This window comes from Bacillus shivajii (assembly GCF_020519665.1).
GTDB lineage: Bacteria > Bacillota > Bacilli > Bacillales > Salisediminibacteriaceae > Bacillus_CA > Bacillus_CA shivajii.
The window spans coordinates 1,291,470-1,317,187 of sequence record NZ_CP084703.1; the positions used below are offsets into that span (position 1 = coordinate 1,291,470).

Below are 25,718 nucleotides of genomic sequence, written 5' to 3' on the forward strand. Positions count from 1 at the left end.
GACAAGTTTTAAAAGACAAGCTTAAATAACGGTCTTGATACATATATATAGAAACAATCAGAATAAAAGGAGAATGTTAGCGTGGAGTGGAAAAATTTATACCGTGGTGCAATGATGGGCATCAGTGAATTAATCCCAGGTGTCAGTAGCGGAACGATCGCAGTTATTCTAGGGATCTATGATAATCTTATTCGGGCGATAACTGGATTTTTTAGTAAGGAGTGGAAGAGGCATTTGCCGTTTCTCATTCCGTTAGGTATTGGCATGGTCGCTGCAGTGGCCGCTTTTGTAAAAATTATACGTTGGCTTTTAGAAAACCATACGGAACCTACTCACTTTTTCTTCTTAGGATTAATTGTAGGAGTACTCCCATTATTATGGAAAAAGGCAAAGGTAAAACAGACGTTTAATAAAGCTCATTACATAGCGCTCATAGCAGCAATGCTATTAGTAGCTAGTATGGAATTTTTCCGACCAGCAGAGGCTTCTGAACCAATTGTTCAGTTAACGCTATTATCTGGAGTGGGTTTGTTCTTTTCAGGTTGGCTAGCTAGTATGTCGATGATTATGCCAGGAATTAGTGGATCGTTAGTCTTTTTAATTCTGGGGGTATACAATACAGCGATTTTTGCGCTCGAATCTTTAAATTTGCAAGTGATTTTAGCAATAGGAGCTGGGGTTTTAGTTGGAATTATCGTAAGCAGTAAGGCAATTAAATATTTACTTAGCCATTTTCCTTACGCATCTTATGCAGTCATAATAGGTCTTGTCATAGGATCGATTGTTCCTGTTTTCCCAGGGATCACATCTGCTTATCAGCTATTTCCTAGTATTATCACATTTATCGCAGGAACTGCTACAGCGTTATTGTTAGGGTCAAAAGGTTAAAAACGAGGAGGGTACGAAATGGAACATGATTTTTCAAATTGGAAAGCAGAAGTTGAACCAGTCATTCAAAGTAAAGCAGAAGAGTGGAATTTATTAGGGTATCACAGAGTATCAAAAGAGGATGTTTGGAAATGCTTTTTAGAAAAGGTGAAAAAAATGGAAGTTCCGGATCAAGTTCGTCCTCATTGGGTTGTTTCCGTTATCTTCAGTTTAAAAGTTAATGATTATATGAATTACTTAACGATTGAAGCTTACAAAGGTCCGAGTTGGTTTAATGATGAAGAACCGATTCGACTTTAGATTTTGGAAGCTCTATAGATCGAACATTGACATCATTTTTTCAAGGTCGCTATAATGGAGCTATTGGTTTAAGTTCGTAACGCTTTAATTACATATGTATTTAAATAGGTAAGGTAGGTTGCTTGAAGGAGGATCATTAGATCATGGCAAAGAAAAAAAGAGGGGTCAGAAAAGGGCTGATTGTCACATTCTTCATTATTGTGGCGGCATTGGCCGGACTAATTGCATCAAATGTGATGGATCATGCTGATGAAATTAGTTTAGGATTAGATTTACAAGGTGGATTCGAAGTTTTATATGAAGTCCACCCAGCAGATGAAGATCAAGAGATCGACAGGGATCTGTTAACAGATACAGTGGCTGCTTTAAATGCAAGGATTGACGTGTTAGGAGTTTCAGAGCCTAACGTAACGATTGAAGGGGAAAATCGTATTCGTGTTCAATTAGCTGGTGTGTCAGATCAACAATCAGCCCGTGAGCTTTTATCTACAGAAGCTAGATTATCATTTCGTGATATTGATGATAACGAAATGATGGATGGAGCGGATCTTGTTGAAGGAGGAGCTCGTCAAAGTTTCCATCCTGAAACAAACCAGCCGATCGTAACAGTTACAGGAAGAGATAGAGATACATTTGGTGATGTAACTCGTGAAATATTAGAGCGTCCTTTTCCGGACAATATTTTAGCGATTTGGCTCGATTATGAGGAAGGCGACACATACGAAGAAGAGATTCAAAAGGAAGATTCTAAAATTATCTCTGCGCCAAGTGTAAATGAAGAATTACGCACGACAGACATTATGATTACTGGTAATTTCACAATTGAAGAAGCGCAGCAATTAGCAGGTATTTTAAATGCTGGTGCATTACCTGTAGAGCTTGAAGAGATCTATTCAGAATCAGTAGGAGCTTCTCTTGGTGAACGTGCGATGGACCAAGCAATTTATGCTGGATTTATCGGGATATTCCTTATTTTTGCATACATGATTGGTTATTACCGCTTTATGGGATTAATTGCTACGATTACCTTAAGTGCATATATTTACATCGTATTAGTTGTCTTTAATTGGATGAATGCGGTCCTAACTTTACCGGGGATTGCCGCACTAATTCTAGGTGTAGGTATGGCAGTAGACGCAAATATTATCACATATGAACGTATTAAGGACGAGCTTCGTTCAGGTAAATCGACGATGAGTGCCTTTAGAGCAGGAGGGCGCCGCTCACTATCGACGATCCTTGATGCAAACATTACGACAATATTAGCAGCATCTGTTCTGTTCTACTTTGGAACAAGCGCTGTTCAAGGTTTTGCCGTCATGTTGATCGTCAGTATTTTAACAAGTTTCTTAACGGCAGTATTTGGTACACGCCTACTGTTAGGTCTTTGGGTTAATAGTAGAATTTTAAACCAAAAACCTCGTATGTTTGGCGTGAAGGAGAGTGATATCAGTGAACTTTGATCATGAAAGTACGAAAATCGATTTTATTAAACACCGAAAGAGGTTTTTCATCCTCTCAGGAGTTATGGTCATTCTTGGTGTCCTCCTCCTTTCAACTGTCGGATTAAATTTAGGCATTGACTTTAGAAGTGGTACAACAATTGATGTATTGTCTGATGAAACATTAACTGCAGATGAAGTAAGAAGTGAATTTGAGTCAATTGGGATCGTGCCAGATGATATTATATTGGCAGGTAGTGAACATGAAATTGGTCGAGCATCGTTTATTGGAAACTTAGAGCAGCAAGAAATGTTAGCTGTTCAAAGTCACTTTGAAGACGCGTATGGGCATACACCAACAGTTAGTACAGTAACACCAATGGTTGGTGAAGAACTAGCCCGAAATGCGATTATCTCTGTTTTAATTGCAACGGTTGGGATTATTATTTACGTATCGATACGTTTTGAGTTTTTATATGGAGTTGCAGCGATTGTCGCACTCTTCCACGATGCGTTGTTTATTTTATTTGTTTTCGCTATTTTACAGTTTGAGGTGAACATCCCGTTCATTGCCGCAGTTCTTACGATCGTCGGTTATTCAATCAATGATACGATTGTTACCTTTGACCGTATCCGTGAGAATATGAAACTTGAGAAGAAAGTGAGAAAGTTTGATGATTTAGCACGAGTCGTCAATAAATCACTCGTTCAAACATTAGCAAGGTCTATTAACACAGTAATTACAGTTGTATTCGCAGCAGCTGCACTATGGATTTTTGGTGGCGACGCGATTCAAACATTCGCATTTGCACTAGTCGTAGGTTTAGTAGCAGGAACATATTCATCTTTATTCCTTGCTTCACAACTGTGGCTTGTAATGAAGGCTAAGCAGTTAGAACGAAAGAAACATCGACCTGTACAACAAACAGAAGCATAAACAATAAAAAGCTGGTGCCGTATAAGCACCAGCTTCTGCTTTGACAAAAATAAGGGAAATATAACCAGGTGCCTGGCGCTTGGTTATATTTGGTAATGATAGTGCGGATTGTTAAGGGTAAATTGAACTTAAATGAATGGTTTTATTGATGATAATGAATGAATTGATTTGGTATGGTCGTGTTAGAATATACGAGATAGGTTACGACTCCCATTATTTATATGGGATGGCCTTAGACATTAATTCGTCATCAAATTGAGAAGTATTCGTGCTTTAAGCGTGAGTTGAGGTGGAAGCTTTGAGTGTAGCAGATAAAATAGATACGACCAAACAAGATATACGATATAAAAAAGTCCGTTTTGGTGCATGGGTTGGTATCATCGGAAACATTTTATTAGCAGTGATAAAAATTGTAGTTGGGATTATTGCAAACAGCCGAGCGTTAGTTGCTGACGGGATACATTCAGCTTCAGATGTCGTCGGTTCCGTTGCCGTTCTAATTGGTATTAGAGCTGCACAGCAGCCACCAGATGATGATCACCCATACGGTCACGGAAAAGCTGAAACTATAACGGCAATTATCGTAGCTGTTTTGCTTTTCTTCGTAGGTCTGGAGATCGCAATGAGTGCTGTAAAGTCATTCTTTGAACCGATTGCTGTACCAGGTGTTATTGCAATCTATGCAGTTATATTTTCTATTATTGTTAAAGAATTGATGTTTCGATACAAAATACACTTGGGTAAAAAGTATAAGAGTGATGCGTTAGTAACAGATGCATGGCATCACCGTTCAGACGTTTTTTCCTCGTTGGCAGCTTTAATCGGGATTGGGGCTTCTGTGATTGGTGGAGCTATTGGAATTTCAGGCCTTGTTTATGCAGACCCTGTCGCAGGAATATTTGTAGCAATATTAATTATAAAAATGGCTTGGAAACTAGGGAGTGAAGCCATTCATAATACGCTAGACCATGTTCTTCATGATGAAGATACGGTTGAAATGTATAAACAGGCACAAAGTGTAGCTGGGGTTCTTAAAGTGGACGAACTCTTAGCAAGAGAGCACGGACACTACGTGATCGTCGATTTGAAAGTTGCAGTTAACCCGGAGATCACTGTTGAAGAAGGCCATACAATAGGAAAAAAAGTCAAAGAAAAATTAATGGAAGATGACTATGTACAAGACGTCCGTGTACATATTAACCCGTACTCAAATGAAGAGGAGGCTAAAAAATGAGAGGTCAATGGGGACTCATAATCGGTATTATCGTTGCATTGGTCATTGCAATTTTTTCTGTTATTAATGTAGAACCTGTAGAAGTGAACTACTTATTTGGACAAACTGAATGGCCGTTAGTACTTATCATTATTGGTTCAGTTTTAATGGGTGGGATCATTGTAGGTGGTGTCGGTATTTATAAAATTTATCACTTGCAACAAGAAATAAAACAATTAAAAGCAAAGCAAAATAAAACACCACCACCTTCTGGAAAAAAACAACCGGAAAAACCAGCTGTTAAAGAGGAAACGAAGGAGACGGATACTAGTAAAAAGAAATAAACATATATCTCCATTGCCACCTATTCTGACCTTATGTATAATGAGTTGGTCAGGGGTGGTATTTTTTATGCTACAATCAAATGCACGATGGAAAATAAACAAACCAGATGAGCAACTCGTGAAACAATTAGCAGAACAACTAGGTGTTTCTATGATTGCTGCTCGTTTTTTAATTCAGCGAAATTTTACAAAAGCAGAAGAAGCTAATGCTTTTTTACATATTGATAAAAACAAGTTGCATGATCCGTTTGAAATGAAAGATATGGAAAAAGGCATTGACAGAATGAAAAGAGCAATCGATAACAATGAAAAAATCCTCATATTCGGTGATTATGATGCTGATGGCGTTACAAGTACGTCACTTATGTATTTAACGTTGAAACAATTAGGAGCTCAAGTTGGCTTTTACGTTCCAAACCGATTTACTGAAGGATATGGACCGAATGAAAATGCATTTCGCCATGCACATGAAGAAGGCATAACATTAATCATAACAGTTGATACAGGAATTTCAGCTGTTCATGAAGCCAATGTGGCAAAAGATTTAGGGATGGATTTAATCATTACTGATCACCATGAGCCACCACCAGAAATACCACAAGGATATGCTGTTATTAATCCGAAACGTGAAGACTGTCCTTATCCGAATAAAAATTTAGCAGGTGTAGGGGTCGCATTTAAGTTTGCTGAAGCGTTGTTAGGTGAACTTCCAGAACAATTTTTGGATTTGGTTGCCTTAGGTACCGTTGCGGACCTTGTCCCGTTAGTTGATGAAAATCGTTATTTTGTAACGAAAGGGGTACGTAATCTATCTAGGAATCAGCGTCCTGGTTTAAAAGCATTAATGGCTCAGTGTGGCATTGAACCAGAAGAAATGAGTGAAGAACAGGTCGGTTTTATGATCGGACCTCGATTAAATGCAGCTGGCCGTCTAGATTCGGCTGACCCTGCCATTCACTTATTAACGAGTGAGGACCCTTATGAAGCTGAAGAAATCGCACTAATGATTGATGACTTGAATAAAGAACGGCAAAAAATTGTTAGCGATATGACAAAAGAAGCCGAAAAACAAGTTGAAGAAAGTGGGATTCCTCCAGTTATTATCGTTGGACAAGAAGGTTGGAACGCAGGGGTTATCGGCATTGTTGCAAGTAGACTTGTCGAGAAGTATTACCGACCTACAATTGTCCTTAGCCTTGACTCAGAAAAAGGACTAGCGAAAGGATCTGCACGTAGCATCGAAGGGTTTGATATGTTTCAATCTCTCTCTCAATGTCGAGAGTGGCTCCCGCATTTTGGTGGACATCCAATGGCTGCAGGTCTTACGATGGAAATTGAGCATGTTGAACCGTTGCATGAAAAGTTGATTCAAATTGCAGAAGAAACGTTGACTGAAGAAGATTGGATTCGGTCACTTCATGTAGACTTACCCGTTCAACTTCATGAAGTAACAATTGAAGCGATTAATGATTTAAAGACGATGGCACCTTTTGGGGTAGGAAACCCTGCACCGAAGATCCTAATAGAGGAAGTTGAAATCGATACGTGTAAAAAAATCGGAGCCAAACAAGATCATCTAAAAATCACCTTTAAAAAAGAAAACCAACAATTGGATGGTATTGGCTTTAGAATGGGTGATAAACATGATGCTCTTTCCCCATTAGCAAAAGCTTCAGTTGTAGGACAACTATCGATTAATGAATGGAATGGGCATAGTAAACCCCAAATTATTTTAGAAGATATGAAAGTGGACGGGTGGCAACTATTCGATTTGCGTGGTGATCATCAATCCATAAAGACAATTAGTCACTTGCCAGCAGATGAAGTAACGTTTGTCGTCTTTCGCGAAAAAAGTATGGAAGCTGTTCATATAGATAATAACTGGGATGTTTATAAAGTGTATTCGGACGAAACAATACTAAATAAGTCTAGAAAATACATCGTTCTATACGATTTACCGGAATCAATACGTGATTTAGAAAATGTACTTGAGTCAATGCAAGAACCTCACCGCATTTATGCATGTTTTCAGCATGATGAAAGTTCATTTTTTGAAACACTGCCAACTCGTGAACAATTTAAATGGCTTTATGCATTTTTGAGAAAACGAGGCTCGTTTGATATGAAAAAACATGGCGCTGACTTAGCAAAGCATAAAAATTGGTCCGAAAAATCAATTCATTTTATGTGTAAGGTGTTTTTTGACTTGGAATTTGTTAAAATAAACAATGGACTTATTACCGTCGAAGAACATCCACAAAAAAAGGACTTAGTGAATTCGCCGACTTATCAAAGACGGATCGAACAGAGCGAATTAGAAAACGAGCTACTTTACTCATCATATCGTTCTCTAAAAAAACAATTAGAAGATGCGATGAATGACAAAGCATTGTCATTTGCGTAAGAAAGAATAATTATAGTTGAGGCGCTTGCGCCTTCCTTATAAATGTTTACTTCGTTGTTTATGCTCTGGTCAATACGAAATATTACGTAGGTTTAAAACAGAGTGGAAAGAAACGAAGGTAGAAATTGGGAGGAAGTATGAACAATGGATTTTAAACAGTATATTACAGTCGTGGAGAATTTCCCGAAAGAAGGTATTCGCTTTAAGGATATCTCAACGTTGATGGAAAATGGAGAAGCGTACAAAAAAGCCATTGATGAAATGGTAAACTTTGCAAAGGAAAAAGAAATCGATATCGTCGTCGGACCTGAAGCACGTGGCTTTGTTGTCGGTTGTCCTATTTCCTATGCATTAGAAGTCGGCTTTGTTCCTGTACGTAAAGCAGGCAAGCTTCCACGTGAAGTGATTGAAGTAGACTACGGTCTTGAGTATGGTAAAGACAGCTTAAACCTTCATAAGGATTCCATTAAGCCTGGACAACGCGTTCTTATTACAGATGATTTATTAGCAACAGGTGGAACAATTGAAGCTACAATCCAAATGGTTGAAAAGCTTGGCGGTGTCGTTGCAGGGATCGCATTTATGATTGAATTAAGCTATTTAGATGGTCGCGATAAATTAGGTAAATACGATGTCTTTACATTAATGACTTACTAAGACCACTGTTTGTTATTGACGACAATTAATATTCTTATCTTTTGAATGAAGCAAGGGGGTGCATATTCACCCCCTTGTTTTCAAAAATCTTCATTTATAAGACTTTTCATTGAAGTAACACATTTATTTAAAATATCAAGAAAATAACATTTATTATTAAATAATCAATGCTCTTTTTAAAGAATTATGTTATGCTGAATGAAAGTCTTTTCTACGGAAGAGGCCCTTTTTTTATCATTGCATTCGACAAAATTCTCATCTAATGATAAAACTTATATTAATACGAATTTGAATGTGTTTAAATGAAGGACAAAAATGACTGACATGAAAATACGTTTATGTCGTTTTTCCCGGACTTTTAAACATACTCAACAATATCTGGATGTTAAGGTGATCTTATGACTAGTGAACAAGTACTGGAAAAAGCAAGTGAATATCTTCCGGAAAAAGAGGTTCAATTTTTAAAAGAGGCTTATGAATTGGCGGAGTATGCTCACCGTGAACAATTTCGCCGATCAGGAGAACCTTATATTTGGCATCCAGTTCAAGTGGCAGGAATCTTAGTTGAACTAGGAATGGACCCAAATACGATCGCAGCAGCATTTCTTCACGACGTCGTAGAAGATACAGATATTCCGTTAGAAGAAATTGAAGCGAAGTTCGGTGAAGAAGTTGCTATGCTAGTTGATGGCGTAACGAAGCTAGGAAAAATTAAATATAAGTCGAAAGAAGAGCAACAAGCGGAAAATCACCGGAAAATGTTTGTTGCCATGGCAAAAGACATTCGGGTCATATTAATTAAACTTGCCGACCGTTTACATAATATGCGGACGTTAAAACATCTTCCGCCCGAAAAACAACGACGTATTGCAAATGAAACGTTAGAAATTTTCGCACCACTTGCCCATCGATTAGGGATTTCGACGATTAAGTGGGAGCTTGAAGATACCTCTTTACGTTATTTAAACCCGCAACAATATTACAGAATCGTCAACTTGATGAAGAAAAAACGCGCAGAGCGAGAAGATTATATTGACGAAGTAAAACAAACGATTCACGATCGACTTGATAAAGTGAATGTGAAAGCTGAAATCAATGGAAGAGCTAAGCATATTTATAGTATTTATCGCAAAATGGCGATTCAAAACAAACAGTTCAATGAAATTTATGACTTACTGGCCGTGCGTATTATTGTCAGAAGTATAAAGGATTGTTATGCCGTATTAGGCATCATCCATACACATTGGAAGCCGATGCCTGGTCGTTTTAAAGATTATATTGCAATGCCAAAAGCAAACATGTATCAATCTTTGCATACGACAGTGATTGGTCCTAAAGGGGATCCCCTTGAAGTTCAAATTCGTTCAGAAGATATGCACAAGGTAGCAGAATTTGGTGTTGCCGCACATTGGGCATATAAAGAAGGAAAGACTGTCCAAAATCAAGAATCTTTAGAAACGAAGCTGTCATGGTTCCGTGAAATTATTGAGTGGCAAAATGATACAAATGATGCACAAGAATTTATGGAATCATTAAAGATTGACTTGTTTTCGGACATGGTTTTTGTTTTTACACCAAAAGGGGATGTCATTGAGCTTCCAAAAGGATCGGTGCCGCTTGACTTTGCTTTTCGCATCCATACTGAGGTCGGAAATCGCTGTATCGGTGCTAAAGTGAATGGAAAAATGGTTCCGCTTGATCACCAATTAAAAACAGGTGATATAGTTGAAGTATTAACGTCAAAGCATTCGTATGGTCCAAGTCAGGACTGGATAAAAATTACCCAAAGTTCTCATGCGAAAAATAAAATTCGTCAATGGTTCAAAAAAGAACGCCGAGAAGAGAATGTGGAAAAAGGCCGAGAGTTAATTGAACGAGAAATTGAGAAAAAAGGGTATAAGCTTAAAGATGTAATGATTAAAGAAAACATAGATCGCGTTGCAGATAAATTCAATTTCTCAGCTGAGGAAGATATGTATGCAGCAGTAGGTTATGGCGGAATTACAGCTGCACAAATTGTTACAAGATTGACGGATAATATTCGTAAAAAGCAAGATGACGACTTAGAAAATCAAACGATCACAGAAGCAGTAGACGATTTAAAAACATTTGATACACAAAAGAAAACAAGTGTTGGAGTAAGAGTAAAAGGAATCGACAACTTACTCATCCGCTTATCTCGTTGCTGTAACCCAGTACCTGGGGACGATATCGTCGGTTATATTACAAAAGGGCGAGGTGTTTCCATTCACCGTAGTGATTGTCCAAATATTGATAATGATGATGCAAAAACTCGCCTCCTTCCAGTAGAATGGGAAGGTAATCAACAGCACTCGAAAAACTATAACGTAGATATTGAAATCTCAGGGTACGATCGAAGAGGTTTACTAAATGAAGTGCTACAGGCTGTTGCAGAAACGAAAACGAACATGAATGCTGTTTCAGGCCGTTCTGATAAAAATAAAATGGCAACAATCAATATGACGATTTCCATTCAAAATGTGTCGCACTTACAAAAAGTCGTAGAACGAATTAAACAAATACCAGATATTTATGCTGTACGCCGAATTATGCACTAATGAAAGAGGGATAACATGCGTGTAGTCGTACAACGAAGTGATCAAGCAAATGTTACTGTAAATGATGAAGTCGTTGGTCAAATTAATCATGGACTCGTTTTACTAGTTGGGATTACTCATGAAGATACAATGGAAGATGTGAAATTTGTGGCTGAGAAAATCACAAACTTACGCATTTTTGAAGATAAAAATGAAAAGCTGAATTTATCTGTTAAAGATGTAAGTGGAGAAATTTTATCGATTTCACAATTCACTTTATACGGTGACTGTAGTAAGGGGCGTAGGCCTAATTTTATGGCAGCAGCAAAGCCAGACCATGCCAAAGCTTTGTATGATCAATTTAACGAAGAACTTCGCACGTTAGGCATGCACGTTGAGACAGGGCTATTTGGTGAAATGATGGATGTATCCCTTACTAATAACGGACCAGTTACATTAATCGTTGAAAGTAAGTAATTCAGTGAGGTATGTTCATCAGATATAAATTGAATAGAAGTTGTTAATTGAAGTATCTTTCGCTTATTTTCGGTAACACTGAAAAGAAAAGCGAAAGGCAGATGACGTTACAATGAGATCAGGAAACCAGCAAGAGCGTTTTACATCAGTGAATTCTAAATTGTTAGGTGTGAATTTTCACCGGTTTACAGACATGGAACCAAATGCCACAAATGTTGAACTTGCAAGTGAATTTGGTTTATCAAACCGTGAAGTGAGACAATTAAAGAAGCACTTAGAACGAAATTAAGATTGATTTTCTTAAAATGATATTGACATGCATTGTGACAATTCGTATGATAGATTACAATTAATAACGAATAGTAAACCAATGAGGGAGAATAGTAGTGGAGATTCCCCGTGAACAGAGAAGAGGTGCCATTGGCTGGAAGCACTTCTACACTGGCCTTCATGAATGAACACTCCTTAGGTATTTTTCTGAAAAAGCTGATATGCTCTAGTAGGAAGAATCGTAACTCAGGCGTTAACTGATGGAAGTGGGAGCAATATGTTTGCTTCAACAAGGGTGGCACCACGGGAATACAACTCTCGTCCCTGACAATCGTTCAGGAACGGGGGTTTTTTTATGTTTCTGCGATTAAATTTGAAAATACATATTGAAAAATGAAGGAAATAGAGGAGGCACTAGAATGAACTACAGAATTCCAAGAGGTACGCAAGACATTTTGCCTGAAGAATCTCCAAAATGGCAATACATTGAACAAAAAGCACACGAATTATGTAGACGATATCATTATAAAGAAATTCGTACGCCGATGTTTGAGCAAACGGACCTATTCGCACGTGGTGTTGGTGACACGACTGATATTGTGCAAAAAGAAATGTATACCTTTGAAGATCGTGGTGGGAGGAGCTTAACATTACGACCAGAAGGGACAGCTTCAACAGTACGTTCTTACGTTGAAAATAAAATGCATGGTTGGGCAGACCAGCCTGTGAAACTTTATTATATTGGTCCAATGTTTCGCTATGAACGTCCTCAATCAGGCCGTATGAGACAGTTTGTTCAATTTGGTGTGGAAGCAATGGGGAGTGACGATCCAGCAATCGATGCAGAAGTGATTGCGTTAGCGATGGACTTCTACCGTGAACTCGGGCTAAAAGGCTTAAAACTAGTCGTCAATAGTCTTGGTGATAAAGAGAGCCGTACGGCACACCGAAACGCCTTAATTAATCACTTTAAACCGAGCATTTCAGAGTTTTGCCCTGACTGTCAAGCACGCTTAGAAAAAAATCCATTACGTATCTTAGATTGTAAAGCTGACAAAGATCACCCGTTAATGGAGAATGCACCGTCAATCCTTGATTACTTAAATGAAGAATCAAAAGTTTATTTTGAAAACGTTCAACAATATTTATCTGACATGGATATTGATTACGTTGTAGATTCTACGCTCGTTCGTGGTTTAGATTATTACAATAACACGGCATTCGAGATTATGATTGATGGCGAAGGGTTTGGTGCAATTACGACACTTTGTGGTGGAGGAAGATATAACGGGCTTGTAGAAGAAATCGGTGGCCCAACAACACCAGGAATAGGATTTGCATTAAGTCTTGAACGTCTATTAATGGCATTAGAAACACAAAATATCGAGTTGCCTATTCAAGATACAGTGGATGCTTACTTTATCGCAATGGGTGAAGAAGCAAAGAAAAATGCACCTAAGCTCGTTCATGAGATGCGTCGTAACGGAATTGTCGTCGACACAGATTACATGAACAAAAAGATGAAGGCGCAATTTAAAGCTGCAGACAGACTTGGTGCTAACTTTGCAATGATTTTAGGCGAAGATGAATTGAACGAAAATGTTGTCTTAATAAAAGATTTATCAACAGGTGAACAACAAAAAGTAGCGATCGAAGAAGCAGCAGAATGGGTATTATCCCATCAAGGTGAGAAAGGGGAATAATTGATGACAAAACGTACACATAGATGCGGTGAAGTATTAGAACATTTAGTAGGTGAAAAAGTTCGTCTTCAAGGCTGGGTAAAAAAACGTAGAGATTTAGGGCAAGTCATTTTCGTAGATTTACGTGACCGTTCTGGGTTTGTTCAGATCGTTTTTAATGGAGATGAAAACCCGAAAGCTCTCGAAGTTGGAGAAAAAGTTCGTAATGAGTATGTCTTAGATATTCAAGGAACGGTTATTGAAAGAGTAGGCGGAAATATTAATGAAACGATTCCAACTGGTAAAGTCGAGGTCATGGTTGAAGAAGCAAATATATTAAATGCTGCGAAAGGACTTCCATTTGTCATTGAAGATGACGTTGAAATTACAGAAGACACGCGTTTAAAGTACCGTTATTTAGATTTAAGAAGACCGAACATGCAAGAAACAATGATGCTTCGTCATCGCACAACGAAAATGATTCGTGACTTCCTTGATGAGTTTCGTTTTATGGAAATTGAAACACCGATGCTTACGAAGAGTACACCAGAAGGTGCTCGTGACTATCTTGTTCCTTCAAGGGTCCATCACGGTGAGTTTTACGCATTACCGCAGTCACCTCAGCTTTTTAAACAGCTGTTAATGGTATCAGGATTTGAGCGTTATTATCAAGTTGCGCGTTGCTTCCGTGATGAAGATTTACGAGCAGACCGTCAGCCAGAGTTTACGCAAGTTGACATTGAAGCATCATTTATGGAAAAAGAAGAATTGCATGAGATGATGGAAGAAATGATGGTTAAACTCGTAAAGGAATTAAAAGGCATCGATGTACCACGCCCATTCCCTCGTTTATCGTATGAAGATGCTATGAACCGTTTCGGTTCTGATAAGCCTGATACACGATTTGGTATGGAATTGATGGACGTATCTAAAGCTGTTGTGGACAGTGACTTTAAAGTATTTGCAAACACGGTGAAAAATGGTGGCGTTGTTAAAGGGATCTGTGTAAAAGGTGTTGCTGACAATTATTCAAGAAAAGACTTAGACGGATTAGGCTCGTTTGTTGAAGTATATGGTGCAAAAGGGCTTGCTTGGTTAAAAGTCGAAGAAGAAAACACGTTAAAAGGTCCAATCGCGAAGTTCTTTAACGAGACAGAAGCTGCAACAATCTGTGATGCATTTGAAGCAGCAGCAGGAGATGTCATTTTCTTTGTAGCAGACAAAAAACATGTTGCTTGGGACGCACTAGGAGCACTTCGTATTAAATTTGCGAAAGAATTAAACCTTGTTGACAATAATGAGTATAACTTCTTATGGGTAACAGAGTTCCCACTTCTTTCTTACGATGAAGAAGAAGGTCGTTATCATGCAGAACATCATCCGTTCACACGTCCGGTAGCAGAAGATGAAGCGCTACTAGAAGAGAGCCCAGAAAAAGTTCGTGCCGAAGCTTATGATCTCGTATTAAATGGATATGAACTTGGAGGAGGTTCACAACGTATTTTTGAACGTAGTCTCCAAGAGAAAATGTTTAAAGCGCTTGGCTTTAGCGAAGAAGAAGCAAGAGAACAGTTTGGCTTCTTATTAGAGGCATTTGAGTATGGAACACCACCACATGGAGGAATTGCATTAGGACTTGACCGCCTTGTCATGATTTTAGCAGGACAGAGTAATCTCCGTGAAACGATCGCGTTCCCTAAAACTGCAAGTGCAAGCTGCTTGTTAACTGAGGCTCCGAGTGGTGTTAGTGAAGCACAATTACAAGAACTCAACTTATCAGTGATTCCGAAGAAAAAAGAAGAAGAATAATGTTTGAGAGGCTGGCCATTGAGGTCAGTCTTTCTTTTTGGCCCTTTTCGGATAGGTTGTTGTTTCTTTTTAAAAGATGAAAGCCTCAGCCTATATCGGATTCGAGAGAGATTTTTTACCGAAAGAAACAACCTTTTAGAAAAAATCCTTTAATCAGAGGTTTTACTTTCTTTTAAAAGGGTAAAGATTAATAACATCAAACTAGTCCAATGATTGTAATGAAAATGTTATAAAAATAGGCATGTTTAATTATTGTAAAACTCTAATTTTTCAGATATGATGAAATCAACAAAATAAGTTTATGAGTCCTGAGGTGTACGTCTCAACTCTACGTTTTGAGCCAACAGATTTACATTGGGAGCTTTTCGTTTCAAAGGGGAAGGCAGGCCTTACCTACATAGGTTGGAGGAAGTCAGAAGCTTTGAACAGGGCACCCACCTGCCAACCGCAGGTTCAAAACTGGGAAGATTAAACGGCACTTTGGGGCTCAAAAATGAAGACACCTAATAACGGGTGTTTTTTCTTTTTTTCGAACCTAAAACTCAAAAACATCTTTATCTGCCATGATTATGAGCGACCCAACGTCAATGTCACTTTTATTACATATTGAAAAGTTGTTAACTCTTTCATATAATGAAAACAATTACATTAGTCATCTGATGACCTTATGACTAAATGCGGAGTGGGGGGAGAAAATGAAAGTTTCATTGTTTTTAACGTGTCTTGCAGATGTTGTTTATCCAGCCTCTGTCGGTAGAAGTACTGTGGAACTGTTGGAGAAGCTAGGGTGTGAAGTCGATTTTCCAAAGAAACAAACGTGCTGTGGTCAGCCTGCCTTTAATAGTGGCTTCCATAAAGAATCGAAGGAAGTGGCCAAACATATGATCGAAACATTTAAAGCATCTGACTATGTTGTTTCACCATCAGGATCCTGTACGACGATGCTTCACGAGTATCCGAAATTATTCGAAGATGACCCGATGTGGAAAGAGCGAGCAGAAGCTCTTGTAAAAAAATCGTTTGAGCTAACACAATTTATCGTAGACGTCCTAAAGGTAGAAGACGTAAGTGCTCAGTTTCCTGCTAAAGTGACATATCATTCGTCATGTCATATGACGAGACTATTAGGCGTAAAAGAAGCACCAGTCAAACTTTTAGAAAATGTAGAAGGTCTCATTTTTACGGAGCTTCCGAACAAACAACAATGTTGCGGATTTGGAGGAACATTTTCTGTAAAAATGATGCCGATTTCTGAACAAATGGTCGATGAAAAAGTTCAACATATCGATGAAACAGAAGCTGATGTGTTAGTTGGTTCAGATTTAGGCTGTTTAATGAACATTGGTGGTCGTATTGAACGTAAAGGAAAACAGATCAAAGTGATGCACATTGCAGAAGTGTTAAATAGTCAAGGTTGAGTGGGGTGAACAGATGGGGATAAAGATCGGTAATGATAAGTTTTTCGACCGAGTGGAAAAAGGGATTAATGACTCGTTTATGCGTAACGCAGTCGTTGAAGCACAAGGACGTCTTGAAGGAAGAAAGACAGAAACTACAGAAGAACTAGGAAATTGGGAAGAGTGGCGAGACCTTTCAGAAGAGATTCGACAGCATACGTTAGAAAACTTAGATTACTATTTAGATCAATTTGCTGAAAACGTTGCCAAACAAGGCGGACATGTATTTTTTGCAGAAAATGCTGAAGAAGCAAATGATTATATTACAGAGGTTGTTAGTAAGAAAAAAGCTAAAAATGTCATTAAATCGAAATCAATGGTCACTGAAGAGATTGGTATGAACGATGCACTAACTGACATTGGTTGTAATGTTGTTGAATCAGATCTTGGAGAATGGATTTTACAATTAGATGATCATGATCCTCCTTCACATATTGTTGTTCCAGCACTCCACAAAAACAAAGAACAAATCCGCGATACATTTAAAGATAAGAGGAAATATGATCAAACATCGGACCCAACGGAGCTAGCTCAATTTGCACGTGAACAGTTACGTAAAGATTTTTTATCAGCAGAAGTTGGAATTACAGGCTGTAACTTTGCTGTTGCTGAATCAGGATCTGTTTCACTTGTTACAAATGAAGGAAATGCGAGGATGGCAACGACATTACCAAAAACGCAAATTACTGTGATGGGAATGGAACGAATTGTCCCAACGTGGAAAGAGCTTGATATATTAGTTAGTATGCTTTGTCGCAGTGCAGTTGGTCAAAAGCTGACTAGTTATATTACAGGTTTAACTCCTTCAAAAGAAGAAGGGGAAGTTGATGGTCCAGAAGACTTCCACGTTGTAATTGTCGATAATGGGCGCTCCAAGATTCTCGGTACAAAGTTTCAAAGTGCGTTGCAATGTATCCGCTGTGCAGCGTGTATAAATGTTTGTCCAGTATATCGCCATGTAGGTGGTCATTCATACGGCTCAATCTACCCCGGACCAATTGGTGCGGTATTAACACCCTTATTGGAAGGGTATGATGATCACAAAGAGCTGCCATATGCGTCAACGTTATGTGCAGCATGTACTGAAGCGTGTCCGGTAAAAATTCCGCTCCACGAATTGTTAGTTGAGCACCGCCGTGAAATCGTTGAAAGAGAAGGGAAGACAAGTTTCGGTGAAAAGCTTGCGATGAAAGGTTATGCCTATGCTGCAAGTAACCCTACTCTTTATCAATTAGGTTCTAAGTCAGCTCCGTCAATGATTAATGCAACAAGAGGTGGAGAAGGAAAAGGTCCAGGTCCTGTAAAGTTATGGACACAAATTCGTAATTTACCTGAAAATAAAGGAGAAAGCTTTAGAAAATGGTTTGAGAACCGTGGGCAAGGGGGAGACAATTAATGCCAACAGGCACAATCCAAGGTAAAGATCGTTTCTTAAAAAATATTGCGGATAAATTAGGGCGTAAGCAAAAAACAGAGAAAGTAGAGTTGCCAAAGTGGAGTAAACGACCACAAGATGAAGTGTTTAAAAGTCATACAAAAGATGAACTATTAAATGAGTTTGTCAAACATTGTGATAAAATCCATACAAAGGTTAAAGTAACGACAAAGTCACAATTAGCAAAACAATTACATGAAGCTGTTGAAGAATTAGGAGGACAGTCTATTGTCCATTGGGAAGATGACAGGTTTGAACAATTTGGATTATTAGATGCGTTAAATATTGAAAAAGAAAAGGGTGTAGATGTCCATAAGTGGGAACCAGATTTAAGAAAAGAGAATATAAAAATTGCAGAGCGAACAAATATCGGAATTACTTTTTCAGATATGACTCTTGCAGAATCTGGAACAGTTGTTTTATTGAGTGACGAAGGGAAAGGGCGTTCTGTAAGTCTTTTACCGCAAACGTATTTAGCAATCATTCCAAAAAGTACACTCGTACCACGAATGACCCAAGCAAATGAACAAATCCATGAAATTGCAAAACAACAAGGGAAAATACCTTCATGCATAAATTTTATTTCTGGACCGAGTAACTCAGCTGATATTGAATTACGTTTAGTTGTCGGAGTACATGGACCAGTGAAAGCATATTATATTGTTATCGATGATGCTTAACGTAAAAAGCCACAGTGAAGTCTAATATTCACTGTGGCTTTATCTGTGTGCCCGGCATGTCTGGCAGCTAGGTGGTGGAAGTCCACTACGGGCTTGGCAATGGGAACCGTTAGCGGATGGCAAGGGTGTCCGGGGCGACCCGGAACCTGAAGGAAGCCGGACGCAAACACACGCGGTAACGAACAGAAACAGGATACAAGGCTGAAACGGAAAGGATGAGTCTGCAGAACAAGATGAAATCCTACATTGCCCGAATTCCGCACAGTAAATCCTGTACCGACGGGTGGAAAGCGGTCAGTCTTACCCGGGGAGGTCTTATCAGGGTCCCTAAGAAGGAGTGATTCCTTACAGGGACAACGGTGTCAGTAATGGCATCGTGAATGCTAAGAAGTCAGCCGAGACCATAGTAGTCACTTCGTGACGAAGGGTCGAACAATAAGAATTCTGATGAACTTGGAGGTGTGAAGAATGCAACGATCACAGACAACATCAAAAGATGGCTACCTGCAGGAGGGTACGCTGGAAGCGAAGAGTAATGCAGGAGTGTGCAGTATTCTTCGCGGTGAGAAGAAGAGTCAGGATGGTGAGCCTTCCGAGCTGATGAGGAAACTCGTCTCTCGGGAGAACCTTGTACATGCATTTAAACGTGTTAAACAAAAGAAAGGCAGCGCAGGCATCGATGGTGTGAAAACGAATGAGATCCATTCTTATTTTGCCGAGCACCACAGGTCGATTGTGCTTTCTCTTAAAGATGGTTCGTATGAACCTCACCCTGTCAAACGGGTACTCATCCCGAAAGACAACGGAAGTAAAAGAGAGCTGGGAATTCCTACAGTGAGGGATCGAGTGATCCAACAGGCACTCGTGCAGGTGATTACACCTTACATTGATTCTCACTTTTCAAAGAACAGTTATGGGTTCCGCCCCAGACGAAGCGCGCATGACGCTATCATGAAAGCGAAGTCCTACCATGAAGAGGGATACCGCTATGTGGTTGATGTCGACCTGAAACAGTACTTCGATACGGTCAATCATGATAAACTCATGCATCTAGTGAGCCGGTTCGTTCAGGATCGTACGATCCTGAAACTCATACGCAAGTTCCTTGTTTCAGGAGTGAAAATTGGCGATCATGTCCACCCGAGCGAAATTGGAACACCTCAAGGTGGTAACCTATCTCCGCTCCTCAGTAACATTTATCTTCATGAATTGGATAAGGAACTTGAGCGAAGAGGTCACCGATTTGTTCGCTACGCAGATGACTGCAATATCTATGTCAAAAGCCGTAAGGCGGGGGAACGTGTCCTTAATAGCATCACAACCTTCCTGGAAGACAAACTTCGTTTGACGGTGAATAAAGAGAAAAGTGCGGTCGGAACGCCGACAAAAAGAAAGTTCCTTGGTTTCTGCCTTCAGTCTCTCCCGAAAGGGAAAAGCGGAGTTCGTCCCCACATTAGGGCTAAACACCGTTTGGAAAAGAAGGTGAGAGTCCTTCTCTCGCGAAAGAGACCGGGGAATGTGCGTGAAATTATAAAGGAACTTAATGAAGTTCTTCGAGGGTGGATTGCGTATTATGGCATCTCAAGGATGAAGAAATATGTTCATGACACCGCCCAATGGGTGAGAAGGAGAATCAGACAACTTATCTGGAAAAGATGGAAGAAAGTGAAGACCAGATATCGAAGTTTGATCAAGCTGAAAGTTCCCAAAGATAAAGCGTGGGAATGGGCAAATACACGGAAGGGTTACTGGAGAATTTCAAAGTCCTTCATACTGCACAGATCCATTACAAAAGAAGCCCTGCAAAAAGCAGGACTCCTTAACATGGACGCTTTCTATAAAAAAATGCATGAAAGGCATCACTCAACTTATTGAACCGCCGTATACGAGATCCGTACGTACGGTGGTGTGAGAGGACGGAGGGGCGAACCCTCCTCCTACTCGATTATGGAATAAGAACTTTCTATTTTGCTACTTTTTCTAAATTACCATTCTTGTCCATGCGGAATGTAGGTGTTTCACGATCTTCAGGATCTTCATCTAGTAAGGCCATGCGCCTAGCACGATTCATAATACCAATAATGGATTGATAGTCTTCTTCAATGACTTTATGTTCGTGCTCAAGCTTTGCTAAAGTTTTTTCTAAGTCATTTACTTTTTGACGTAATTCATTATTTTCTAATTTTAGAGCTTCATTTTCTTGAGCGAGAAGCCGATCCTTTTGTCCTTGTCCATTCATGCCTTGTAAGAAGTCAATGACATCTTGTAACGTCATCTCGCTTTCTACTTTTACATCACGTTGCGGTTGAGCATCACGAGAGAAAGAGTTTGGTACAAATGAATCAAATGTTGGTTGTTGTTCCTTTTTCTGAGGGACATACGTACTAGGCTTTAACTCATTTGCTTGTTGGCGCTTACGCTCTTTACGATGTTTCTTTGCTAGTTTGATTGCATCATTATACTTATTCCGCACGACCGCATTCCATCGGAAGCCACAAGCAGCTGACGTTCTATTTAACGCGTCGCCAACTTCATCAAAAGCAGTTAATTGCGTACTTCCTTCACGGATATGACGAAGAACAGTTTCAGCTAATAGAAGATCGTCTTCTTCAGACCATGCATCTTGTCTAACTTTCATCTTCATTACAGTCCTTTCTTATCGTAGACTTTTAGTGTCATATGAATTTTAATTACTACTAAGATGGACATAGATGAAAGATTTTATACTAGATAATGTCAAAAAATGTGGGAAAATTAGCTATTGTATCTGTTTGTCACTTCGCTTTCATAGGCTTATTTTCACGAGTTAGTGTACGAAATTAACTTCGCATGGATGTCTCCCCTGAAAATATTATAATAATGATTTATTCGCTTCTGTCCACTCGCTTTCACCTCAAGGGACAAGTGCGACATCCGTTCATTCTTCACTTCGTTAGAATTCACGGTGTCTTCTTTGCCGTGGGCAATGCCTCAGCTAAACATGACTATCGTCATGTTGGATCTTCGTCTATTTTTCCCACAGGAGTCTCATGGACTCCACTCATTTAACTTATCAATACTTATTTTCATGTGTCATCGTGCGAAAGTCATTTCCCATGAAAACCTTTTTCTGTTTCTTTCGTGATTTTTGTCATCAATTACCAGAAAATGTTTTGGTGATAAAAAGAAAAACGACAGAACCTCATTTAGACGATCTGCCGTTTTATTTCATTACATTTTAGTATAAAGCTTGTAACGTCAATTCTATTTACCTCGTTTTTTCCGTTCATTAAAGTAATCGAGTCGTTTTTGGATTGTTTTTTCATAACCGTTATTAGAAGAATCATAAAATGTTGCATTCTTTAAATGGTCAGGTAAATATTGTTGTGGTACAAAATGGTTTTCATAGTTGTGAGGGTACTTATACCCTTCACCATGGCCTAATTTTGAAGCACCTTTATAATGCGCATCTCGAAGATGAAAAGGGACGTCACCAGCTTTTTCTTTTTCGACAGCTCTTAATGCATTGTCAATACCGGTAATGACCGAATTACTTTTCGGCGCAGTTGCTAAGTAAAGCGCTGCTTCAGCTAGTGGGATACGTGCTTCCGGCATTCCCACAAAGTCGACTGCATAAGCTGCAGATTGGGCAACGAGCAACGCATTTGGGTCTGCTAAGCCAATATCTTCGGCAGCGTGAACATAGAGTCGTCTAGCGATAAAGCGAGGATCTTCGCCGGCATAAATCATTTTTGCTAGCCAATATAACGCAGCATCAGGGTCTGAACCTCGAATACTTTTAATGAAAGCAGAAATTGTATCATAGTGATTGTCTCCGCTTTTATCATATTGAAGGATGCGTTTTTGAATGGAAGCTTCGGCTGTACTTAAATCAATATGGATGACACCTTCTGCATTAGGGTCTGTAGTAAGAATTGCTAACTCTAACGCATTTAATGCAGTTCGAGCATCTCCATTAGAAATATCGACTAAATGAGAGAGTGCATCTTCGTCTATGTCTACTTTATAATCGCCAAAGCCCCTTTCCTTATCATGGATCGCAGTTTGTAAAACTTCTCTAAGGTCATCATCTGTTAAGGATTGCAATCTAAATAGACGTGATCTTGAAAGTAAAGCTGGGTTTACTTCAAACATTGGGTTTTCAGTTGTTGCTCCAATTAGGACAACTGTACCATCTTCTACAAAAGGAAGAAGCGCATCTTGCTGACCTTTATTAAAACGGTGAATCTCATCTATAAATAAAACAGTTTTCTCATGATCGTATTTTAGACGGTTTTTCGCTCGGTCAACGACTTCACGTACATCTTTAATTCCAGCAATGACCGCATTTAACTGTTCAAAATGCGCGGATGTAGAATTTGCGATTACTTTTGCTAATGTTGTTTTACCAGTTCCAGGAGGACCGTGAAAGATCATTGGCGTTAACTGATCAGCTTCGATCGCTCTTCGAAGCAGTGTTCCTTTACCGACAATTCCCTTTTGGCCAATTACCTCCTCAATCGTTCGAGGACGCATTCTTGATGCTAACGGACCTTTTGGTTTTTCGCTCGATTGGGTTTGAGAGTGGTCAAATAGATCCAATAGTGATTCTCCTCTCTAGGATCGTTTTTTATCATTGAATATAAGGAATAATTCATATACCATTTTATATGAGAAATACGAATTTACTTATTTATTACAGTATATATCACGGACGGACAGCCTTTATCTATGCTATAATGAAATCTGCATTGTTACAAGAAAACTATACCTCATTTTAAAAGGAAGAGGAAAATGAATGAATAAATTTTTTCATCAAGATCAATGGCCTATGATGTATCGTTGGTCTATTTATTTTATCGGATTAATCATCATGAGCTTCGGTATTGCACTTACAATTCGTGGAGATTTAGGAAGTGCTCCATGGGATGTCCTTCATATTGGTTTAACCAATCAATTTGGGCTTACGGTTGGAAGCTGGACAATCATCATGGGTTTTCTTCTATTAGTTTTGTCTACACTATTAACAAAAGAGTGGCCAAAGCTAGGTGCTTATTTAAATATGGTGTTTGTCGGTGTGTTTGTTGATATCTTTTTATTTTTCTTACAAACTCCATCTACATTATTATTTCAAGTAATTATGCTAGTCCTTGGGATCACAATTATGGGTTTTGGAATTGGTGTGTACATATCACCGCGTTGCGGGGCAGGGCCACGTGATAGCTTAATGCTTGCTGTGTCCAAAAAGACTGGTATGAGTGTTGCGAATGTGCGAATTGCCATGGAGATGGTAGTGTTAGTTGTTGGCTGGCAATTAGGAGGCCCAGTCTTTATAGGGACACTTCTTTTTTGTTTAACCATTGGTCATGTCGCAGGCTACTCATTAAATCTATGTGAAAAATGGTATGATCGAAGAATGGAAAGAGGGATGAACGTTGAAAATATCAACTAAAGGTAGATACGGACTAACAATTATGATTGCATTAGCAAAAAAATACGGGGAAGGTCCTATATCCTTAAAATCTATCGCGAAGGAACATAATTTGTCTGAGCATTATTTAGAGCAATTAATTGCTCCTTTAAGAAATGCAATTCTTGTAAAAAGTGTACGTGGAGCTTACGGTGGATATATGCTTGCTAAAGAACCGAAAGAAATTACTGCAGGAGACATTATTCGTGTTCTTGAAGGGCCGATTAGCCCTGTGGAAATTGTCGATGATGAAGAACCAGCAAAACGAGATTTATGGATTAAGATTCGAGATGCGGTTAAAGATGTATTAGACAATACCACTCTAGAAGACTTAGCAAATTATGAAGATAAAGGCGACCAAGAATATTACATGTTTTATATTTAATAGATCGCTTTTCGTAGTGAGGAGAAATGGGCAGGCATTTCAAAGCCTCACTTTTCCTTTGTAAACGAAAATTTCGTAAAGTGTGATAACTAATAGAACACGTGAACGTACGACGGAGAGAACAAAGTACGATGTATTATCATTGAAGATGAATAAACATAGAAGGTGTGTAAAATGGAACGAATTTATTTAGATCATGCGGCAACTTCTCCTGTCCATCCAGAAGTTTTCAATGCAATGAAACCTTACATGGAAGGTAACTTCGGAAACCCATCAAGTATTCACCACTTTGGGCGTGTTGCAAGAAAAGGTCTTGATGAAGCAAGGGACTTTATTGCAAAGACAATTGGTGCTACGTTTGATGAGATTATCTTTACTAGTGGTGGTACAGAGGCGGATAACTTAGGAACTATCGGCTACGCGTTAGCAAATAAAGACAAAGGGAATCACTTAATTACTACGGAAATTGAACACCATGGTGTGCTACATTCCTTTGCATACCTTGAGTCACTAGGTTTTGATGTCACATATTTACCTGTCGATGATAAGGGACGTATTTCCACGACTGATGTAACAGCTGCTTTACGTGAGGACACAATTCTAGTGTCAATTATGTACGGAAATAATGAGGTTGGTACGATCCAGCCAATTGAAGAAGTAGGGAAGTTATTAAAAGATCATCAATCAGCTTTTCATACGGATGCTGTCCAAGCTTTTGGCCTTACGAATATAAATGTGCATGAGTTAGGGGTCGACTTTTTAGCGATGTCTGCTCATAAAATTAATGGCCCGAAAGGAATTGGGTTTTTATATGCAAAAAAGGGTCACACATTCTCTCCATTACTTCATGGAGGCGAACAAGAGCGAAAGCGTAGAGCTGGTACGGAAAATGTCGCAGCTGTTGCAGGTTTAAAAGCAGCAATGGAATTAGCCGTTCATGGTATTGAGAAAAAGGCTGAAGAATACGACGTATTTCGACGCTTATTTATTGACGTATTAAATAAAAACGAGATAAAATTCATTGTTAATGGAGACGAGGAAAATCGTCTACCTCATATTTTAAATGTGAGTTTTCCAGGATTAAGTGTAGAAGCTATCTTAATGAACCTTGACTTGGAAGGGATAGCATGCTCGAGCGGTTCTGCATGTACAGCAGGGTCCATCGATCCTTCTCACGTATTAACGGCGATGTTTGATGATGAAAGCCGAAGCCACTCAGCTGTTCGTTTTAGTTTCGGATATGGCCTAACAACCGATGATATAACGAAAGCAGCAGAGAAAACTTCAAATGTCATAAATCGATTAGCCAAATAAATAATCTTCACTCATTG

The 25,718-nt window shown here is 39.0% G+C and carries 22 protein-coding genes, 1 other RNA gene and 1 other annotated feature; of the genes, 21 read left to right on the top strand and 2 right to left on the bottom strand.

Annotated elements, in window-relative coordinates:
• The first annotated feature begins 81 nt into the window (after nt 1-81).
• The 18 genes from LGQ02_RS06235 to ltrA all read left to right on the top strand — a co-directional run bounded on the left by LGQ02_RS06235 (nt 82) and on the right by ltrA (nt 20,428).
• Nucleotides 82-888: a DUF368 domain-containing protein gene (locus LGQ02_RS06235; RefSeq protein ID WP_226517343.1), complete on the top strand. Its 807-nt coding sequence runs from the start codon at nt 82-84 to the stop codon at nt 886-888.
• An 18-nt stretch (nt 889-906) separates the two neighbouring features.
• Nucleotides 907-1,188, top strand: coding sequence for a post-transcriptional regulator (locus LGQ02_RS06240; protein WP_226517344.1), 282 nt, complete (start codon nt 907-909; stop codon nt 1,186-1,188).
• Between the two features lie 143 nt (nt 1,189-1,331).
• A complete protein-coding gene (gene secD, locus LGQ02_RS06245; protein ID WP_226517345.1) occupies nt 1,332-2,651 on the top strand; it encodes a protein translocase subunit SecD in 1,320 nt (439 codons plus the stop codon).
• Nucleotides 2,641-3,567, top strand: a complete 927-nt coding sequence (gene secF / locus LGQ02_RS06250; RefSeq protein ID WP_226517346.1) for a protein translocase subunit SecF — start codon at nt 2,641-2,643, stop codon at nt 3,565-3,567. Before secD ends, secF begins: the two co-directional genes overlap by 11 nt.
• Before the next feature lie 298 nt (nt 3,568-3,865).
• Nucleotides 3,866-4,801: a cation diffusion facilitator family transporter gene (locus tag LGQ02_RS06255; protein ID WP_226517347.1), complete on the top strand. Its 936-nt coding sequence runs from the start codon at nt 3,866-3,868 to the stop codon at nt 4,799-4,801.
• A complete protein-coding gene (locus LGQ02_RS06260; RefSeq protein WP_226517348.1) occupies nt 4,798-5,124 on the top strand; it encodes a LapA family protein in 327 nt (108 codons plus the stop codon). The genes LGQ02_RS06255 and LGQ02_RS06260 overlap by 4 nt, the downstream gene beginning before the upstream one ends.
• A gap of 67 nt (nt 5,125-5,191) precedes the next feature.
• Nucleotides 5,192-7,528, top strand: a complete 2,337-nt coding sequence (gene recJ, locus LGQ02_RS06265; RefSeq protein ID WP_226517349.1) for a single-stranded-DNA-specific exonuclease RecJ — start codon at nt 5,192-5,194, stop codon at nt 7,526-7,528.
• A gap of 144 nt (nt 7,529-7,672) precedes the next feature.
• Complete coding sequence (locus LGQ02_RS06270; RefSeq protein ID WP_226517350.1) at nt 7,673-8,185, top strand: adenine phosphoribosyltransferase; 513 nt, start codon at nt 7,673-7,675, stop codon at nt 8,183-8,185.
• 398 nt (nt 8,186-8,583) lie between these two features.
• Nucleotides 8,584-10,764, top strand: coding sequence for a RelA/SpoT family protein (locus LGQ02_RS06275; protein WP_226517351.1), 2,181 nt, complete (start codon nt 8,584-8,586; stop codon nt 10,762-10,764).
• Nucleotides 10,765-10,779: 15 nt separating this feature from the next.
• Nucleotides 10,780-11,220 (top strand): D-aminoacyl-tRNA deacylase, encoded by a 441-nt coding sequence (gene dtd, locus LGQ02_RS06280; RefSeq protein WP_226517352.1) that lies wholly within the window; start codon nt 10,780-10,782, stop codon nt 11,218-11,220.
• 112 nt (nt 11,221-11,332) lie between these two features.
• Nucleotides 11,333-11,509, top strand: a complete 177-nt coding sequence (locus tag LGQ02_RS06285) for a hypothetical protein (RefSeq protein ID WP_226517353.1) — start codon at nt 11,333-11,335, stop codon at nt 11,507-11,509.
• Nucleotides 11,510-11,581: 72 nt separating this feature from the next.
• Nucleotides 11,582-11,819, top strand: a binding site (T-box leader).
• A gap of 90 nt (nt 11,820-11,909) precedes the next feature.
• The gene (gene hisS, locus LGQ02_RS06290; protein ID WP_226517354.1) at nt 11,910-13,193 is read left to right on the top strand and encodes a histidine--tRNA ligase; all 1,284 of its coding nucleotides are present in this window, start codon (nt 11,910-11,912) and stop codon (nt 13,191-13,193) included.
• Between the two features lie 3 nt (nt 13,194-13,196).
• Nucleotides 13,197-14,981 (top strand): aspartate--tRNA ligase, encoded by a 1,785-nt coding sequence (aspS, locus tag LGQ02_RS06295; RefSeq protein ID WP_226517355.1) that lies wholly within the window; start codon nt 13,197-13,199, stop codon nt 14,979-14,981.
• A gap of 302 nt (nt 14,982-15,283) precedes the next feature.
• Nucleotides 15,284-15,472: non-coding RNA, 6S RNA (gene ssrS / locus LGQ02_RS06300), on the top strand.
• A 204-nt stretch (nt 15,473-15,676) separates the two neighbouring features.
• The gene (locus LGQ02_RS06305) at nt 15,677-16,399 is read left to right on the top strand and encodes a (Fe-S)-binding protein (protein WP_226517356.1); all 723 of its coding nucleotides are present in this window, start codon (nt 15,677-15,679) and stop codon (nt 16,397-16,399) included.
• Nucleotides 16,400-16,412: 13 nt separating this feature from the next.
• Complete coding sequence (locus tag LGQ02_RS06310; protein WP_226517357.1) at nt 16,413-17,834, top strand: LutB/LldF family L-lactate oxidation iron-sulfur protein; 1,422 nt, start codon at nt 16,413-16,415, stop codon at nt 17,832-17,834.
• On the top strand, nt 17,834-18,553 hold the full coding sequence (locus tag LGQ02_RS06315; protein WP_226517358.1) for a LutC/YkgG family protein: 720 nt from the start codon (nt 17,834-17,836) through the stop codon (nt 18,551-18,553). The genes LGQ02_RS06310 and LGQ02_RS06315 overlap by 1 nt, the downstream gene beginning before the upstream one ends.
• Before the next feature lie 468 nt (nt 18,554-19,021).
• Entirely contained in the window at nt 19,022-20,428 is a 1,407-nt protein-coding gene (gene ltrA / locus LGQ02_RS06320) for a group II intron reverse transcriptase/maturase (RefSeq protein ID WP_226517359.1), read from the top strand.
• 88 nt (nt 20,429-20,516) lie between these two features.
• On the opposite strand, the gene LGQ02_RS06325 is transcribed toward ltrA, so the two are convergent.
• Complete coding sequence (locus LGQ02_RS06325; RefSeq protein ID WP_226517360.1) at nt 20,517-21,191, bottom strand: RsfA family transcriptional regulator; 675 nt, start codon at nt 21,189-21,191, stop codon at nt 20,517-20,519.
• Between the two features lie 605 nt (nt 21,192-21,796).
• Nucleotides 21,797-23,134: an AAA family ATPase gene (locus LGQ02_RS06330; protein WP_226517361.1), complete on the bottom strand. Its 1,338-nt coding sequence runs from the start codon at nt 23,132-23,134 to the stop codon at nt 21,797-21,799.
• 196 nt (nt 23,135-23,330) lie between these two features.
• On the opposite strand from LGQ02_RS06330, the gene LGQ02_RS06335 reads away from it, so the two are divergent.
• The 3 genes from LGQ02_RS06335 (at nt 23,331) to LGQ02_RS06345 (ending at nt 25,701) form a co-directional block, all read left to right on the top strand.
• Nucleotides 23,331-23,984 carry a YczE/YyaS/YitT family protein gene (locus tag LGQ02_RS06335; RefSeq protein ID WP_226517362.1) on the top strand — a complete coding sequence of 218 codons (654 nt, stop codon included), beginning with the start codon at nt 23,331-23,333 and terminating at the stop codon, nt 23,982-23,984.
• Nucleotides 23,968-24,387, top strand: a complete 420-nt coding sequence (gene cymR, locus LGQ02_RS06340) for a cysteine metabolism transcriptional regulator CymR (RefSeq protein WP_226517363.1) — start codon at nt 23,968-23,970, stop codon at nt 24,385-24,387. The genes LGQ02_RS06335 and cymR overlap by 17 nt, the downstream gene beginning before the upstream one ends.
• A 174-nt stretch (nt 24,388-24,561) precedes the next feature.
• Nucleotides 24,562-25,701, top strand: a complete 1,140-nt coding sequence (locus LGQ02_RS06345) for a cysteine desulfurase family protein (protein WP_226517364.1) — start codon at nt 24,562-24,564, stop codon at nt 25,699-25,701.
• Nucleotides 25,702-25,718: the final 17 nt, after the last annotated feature.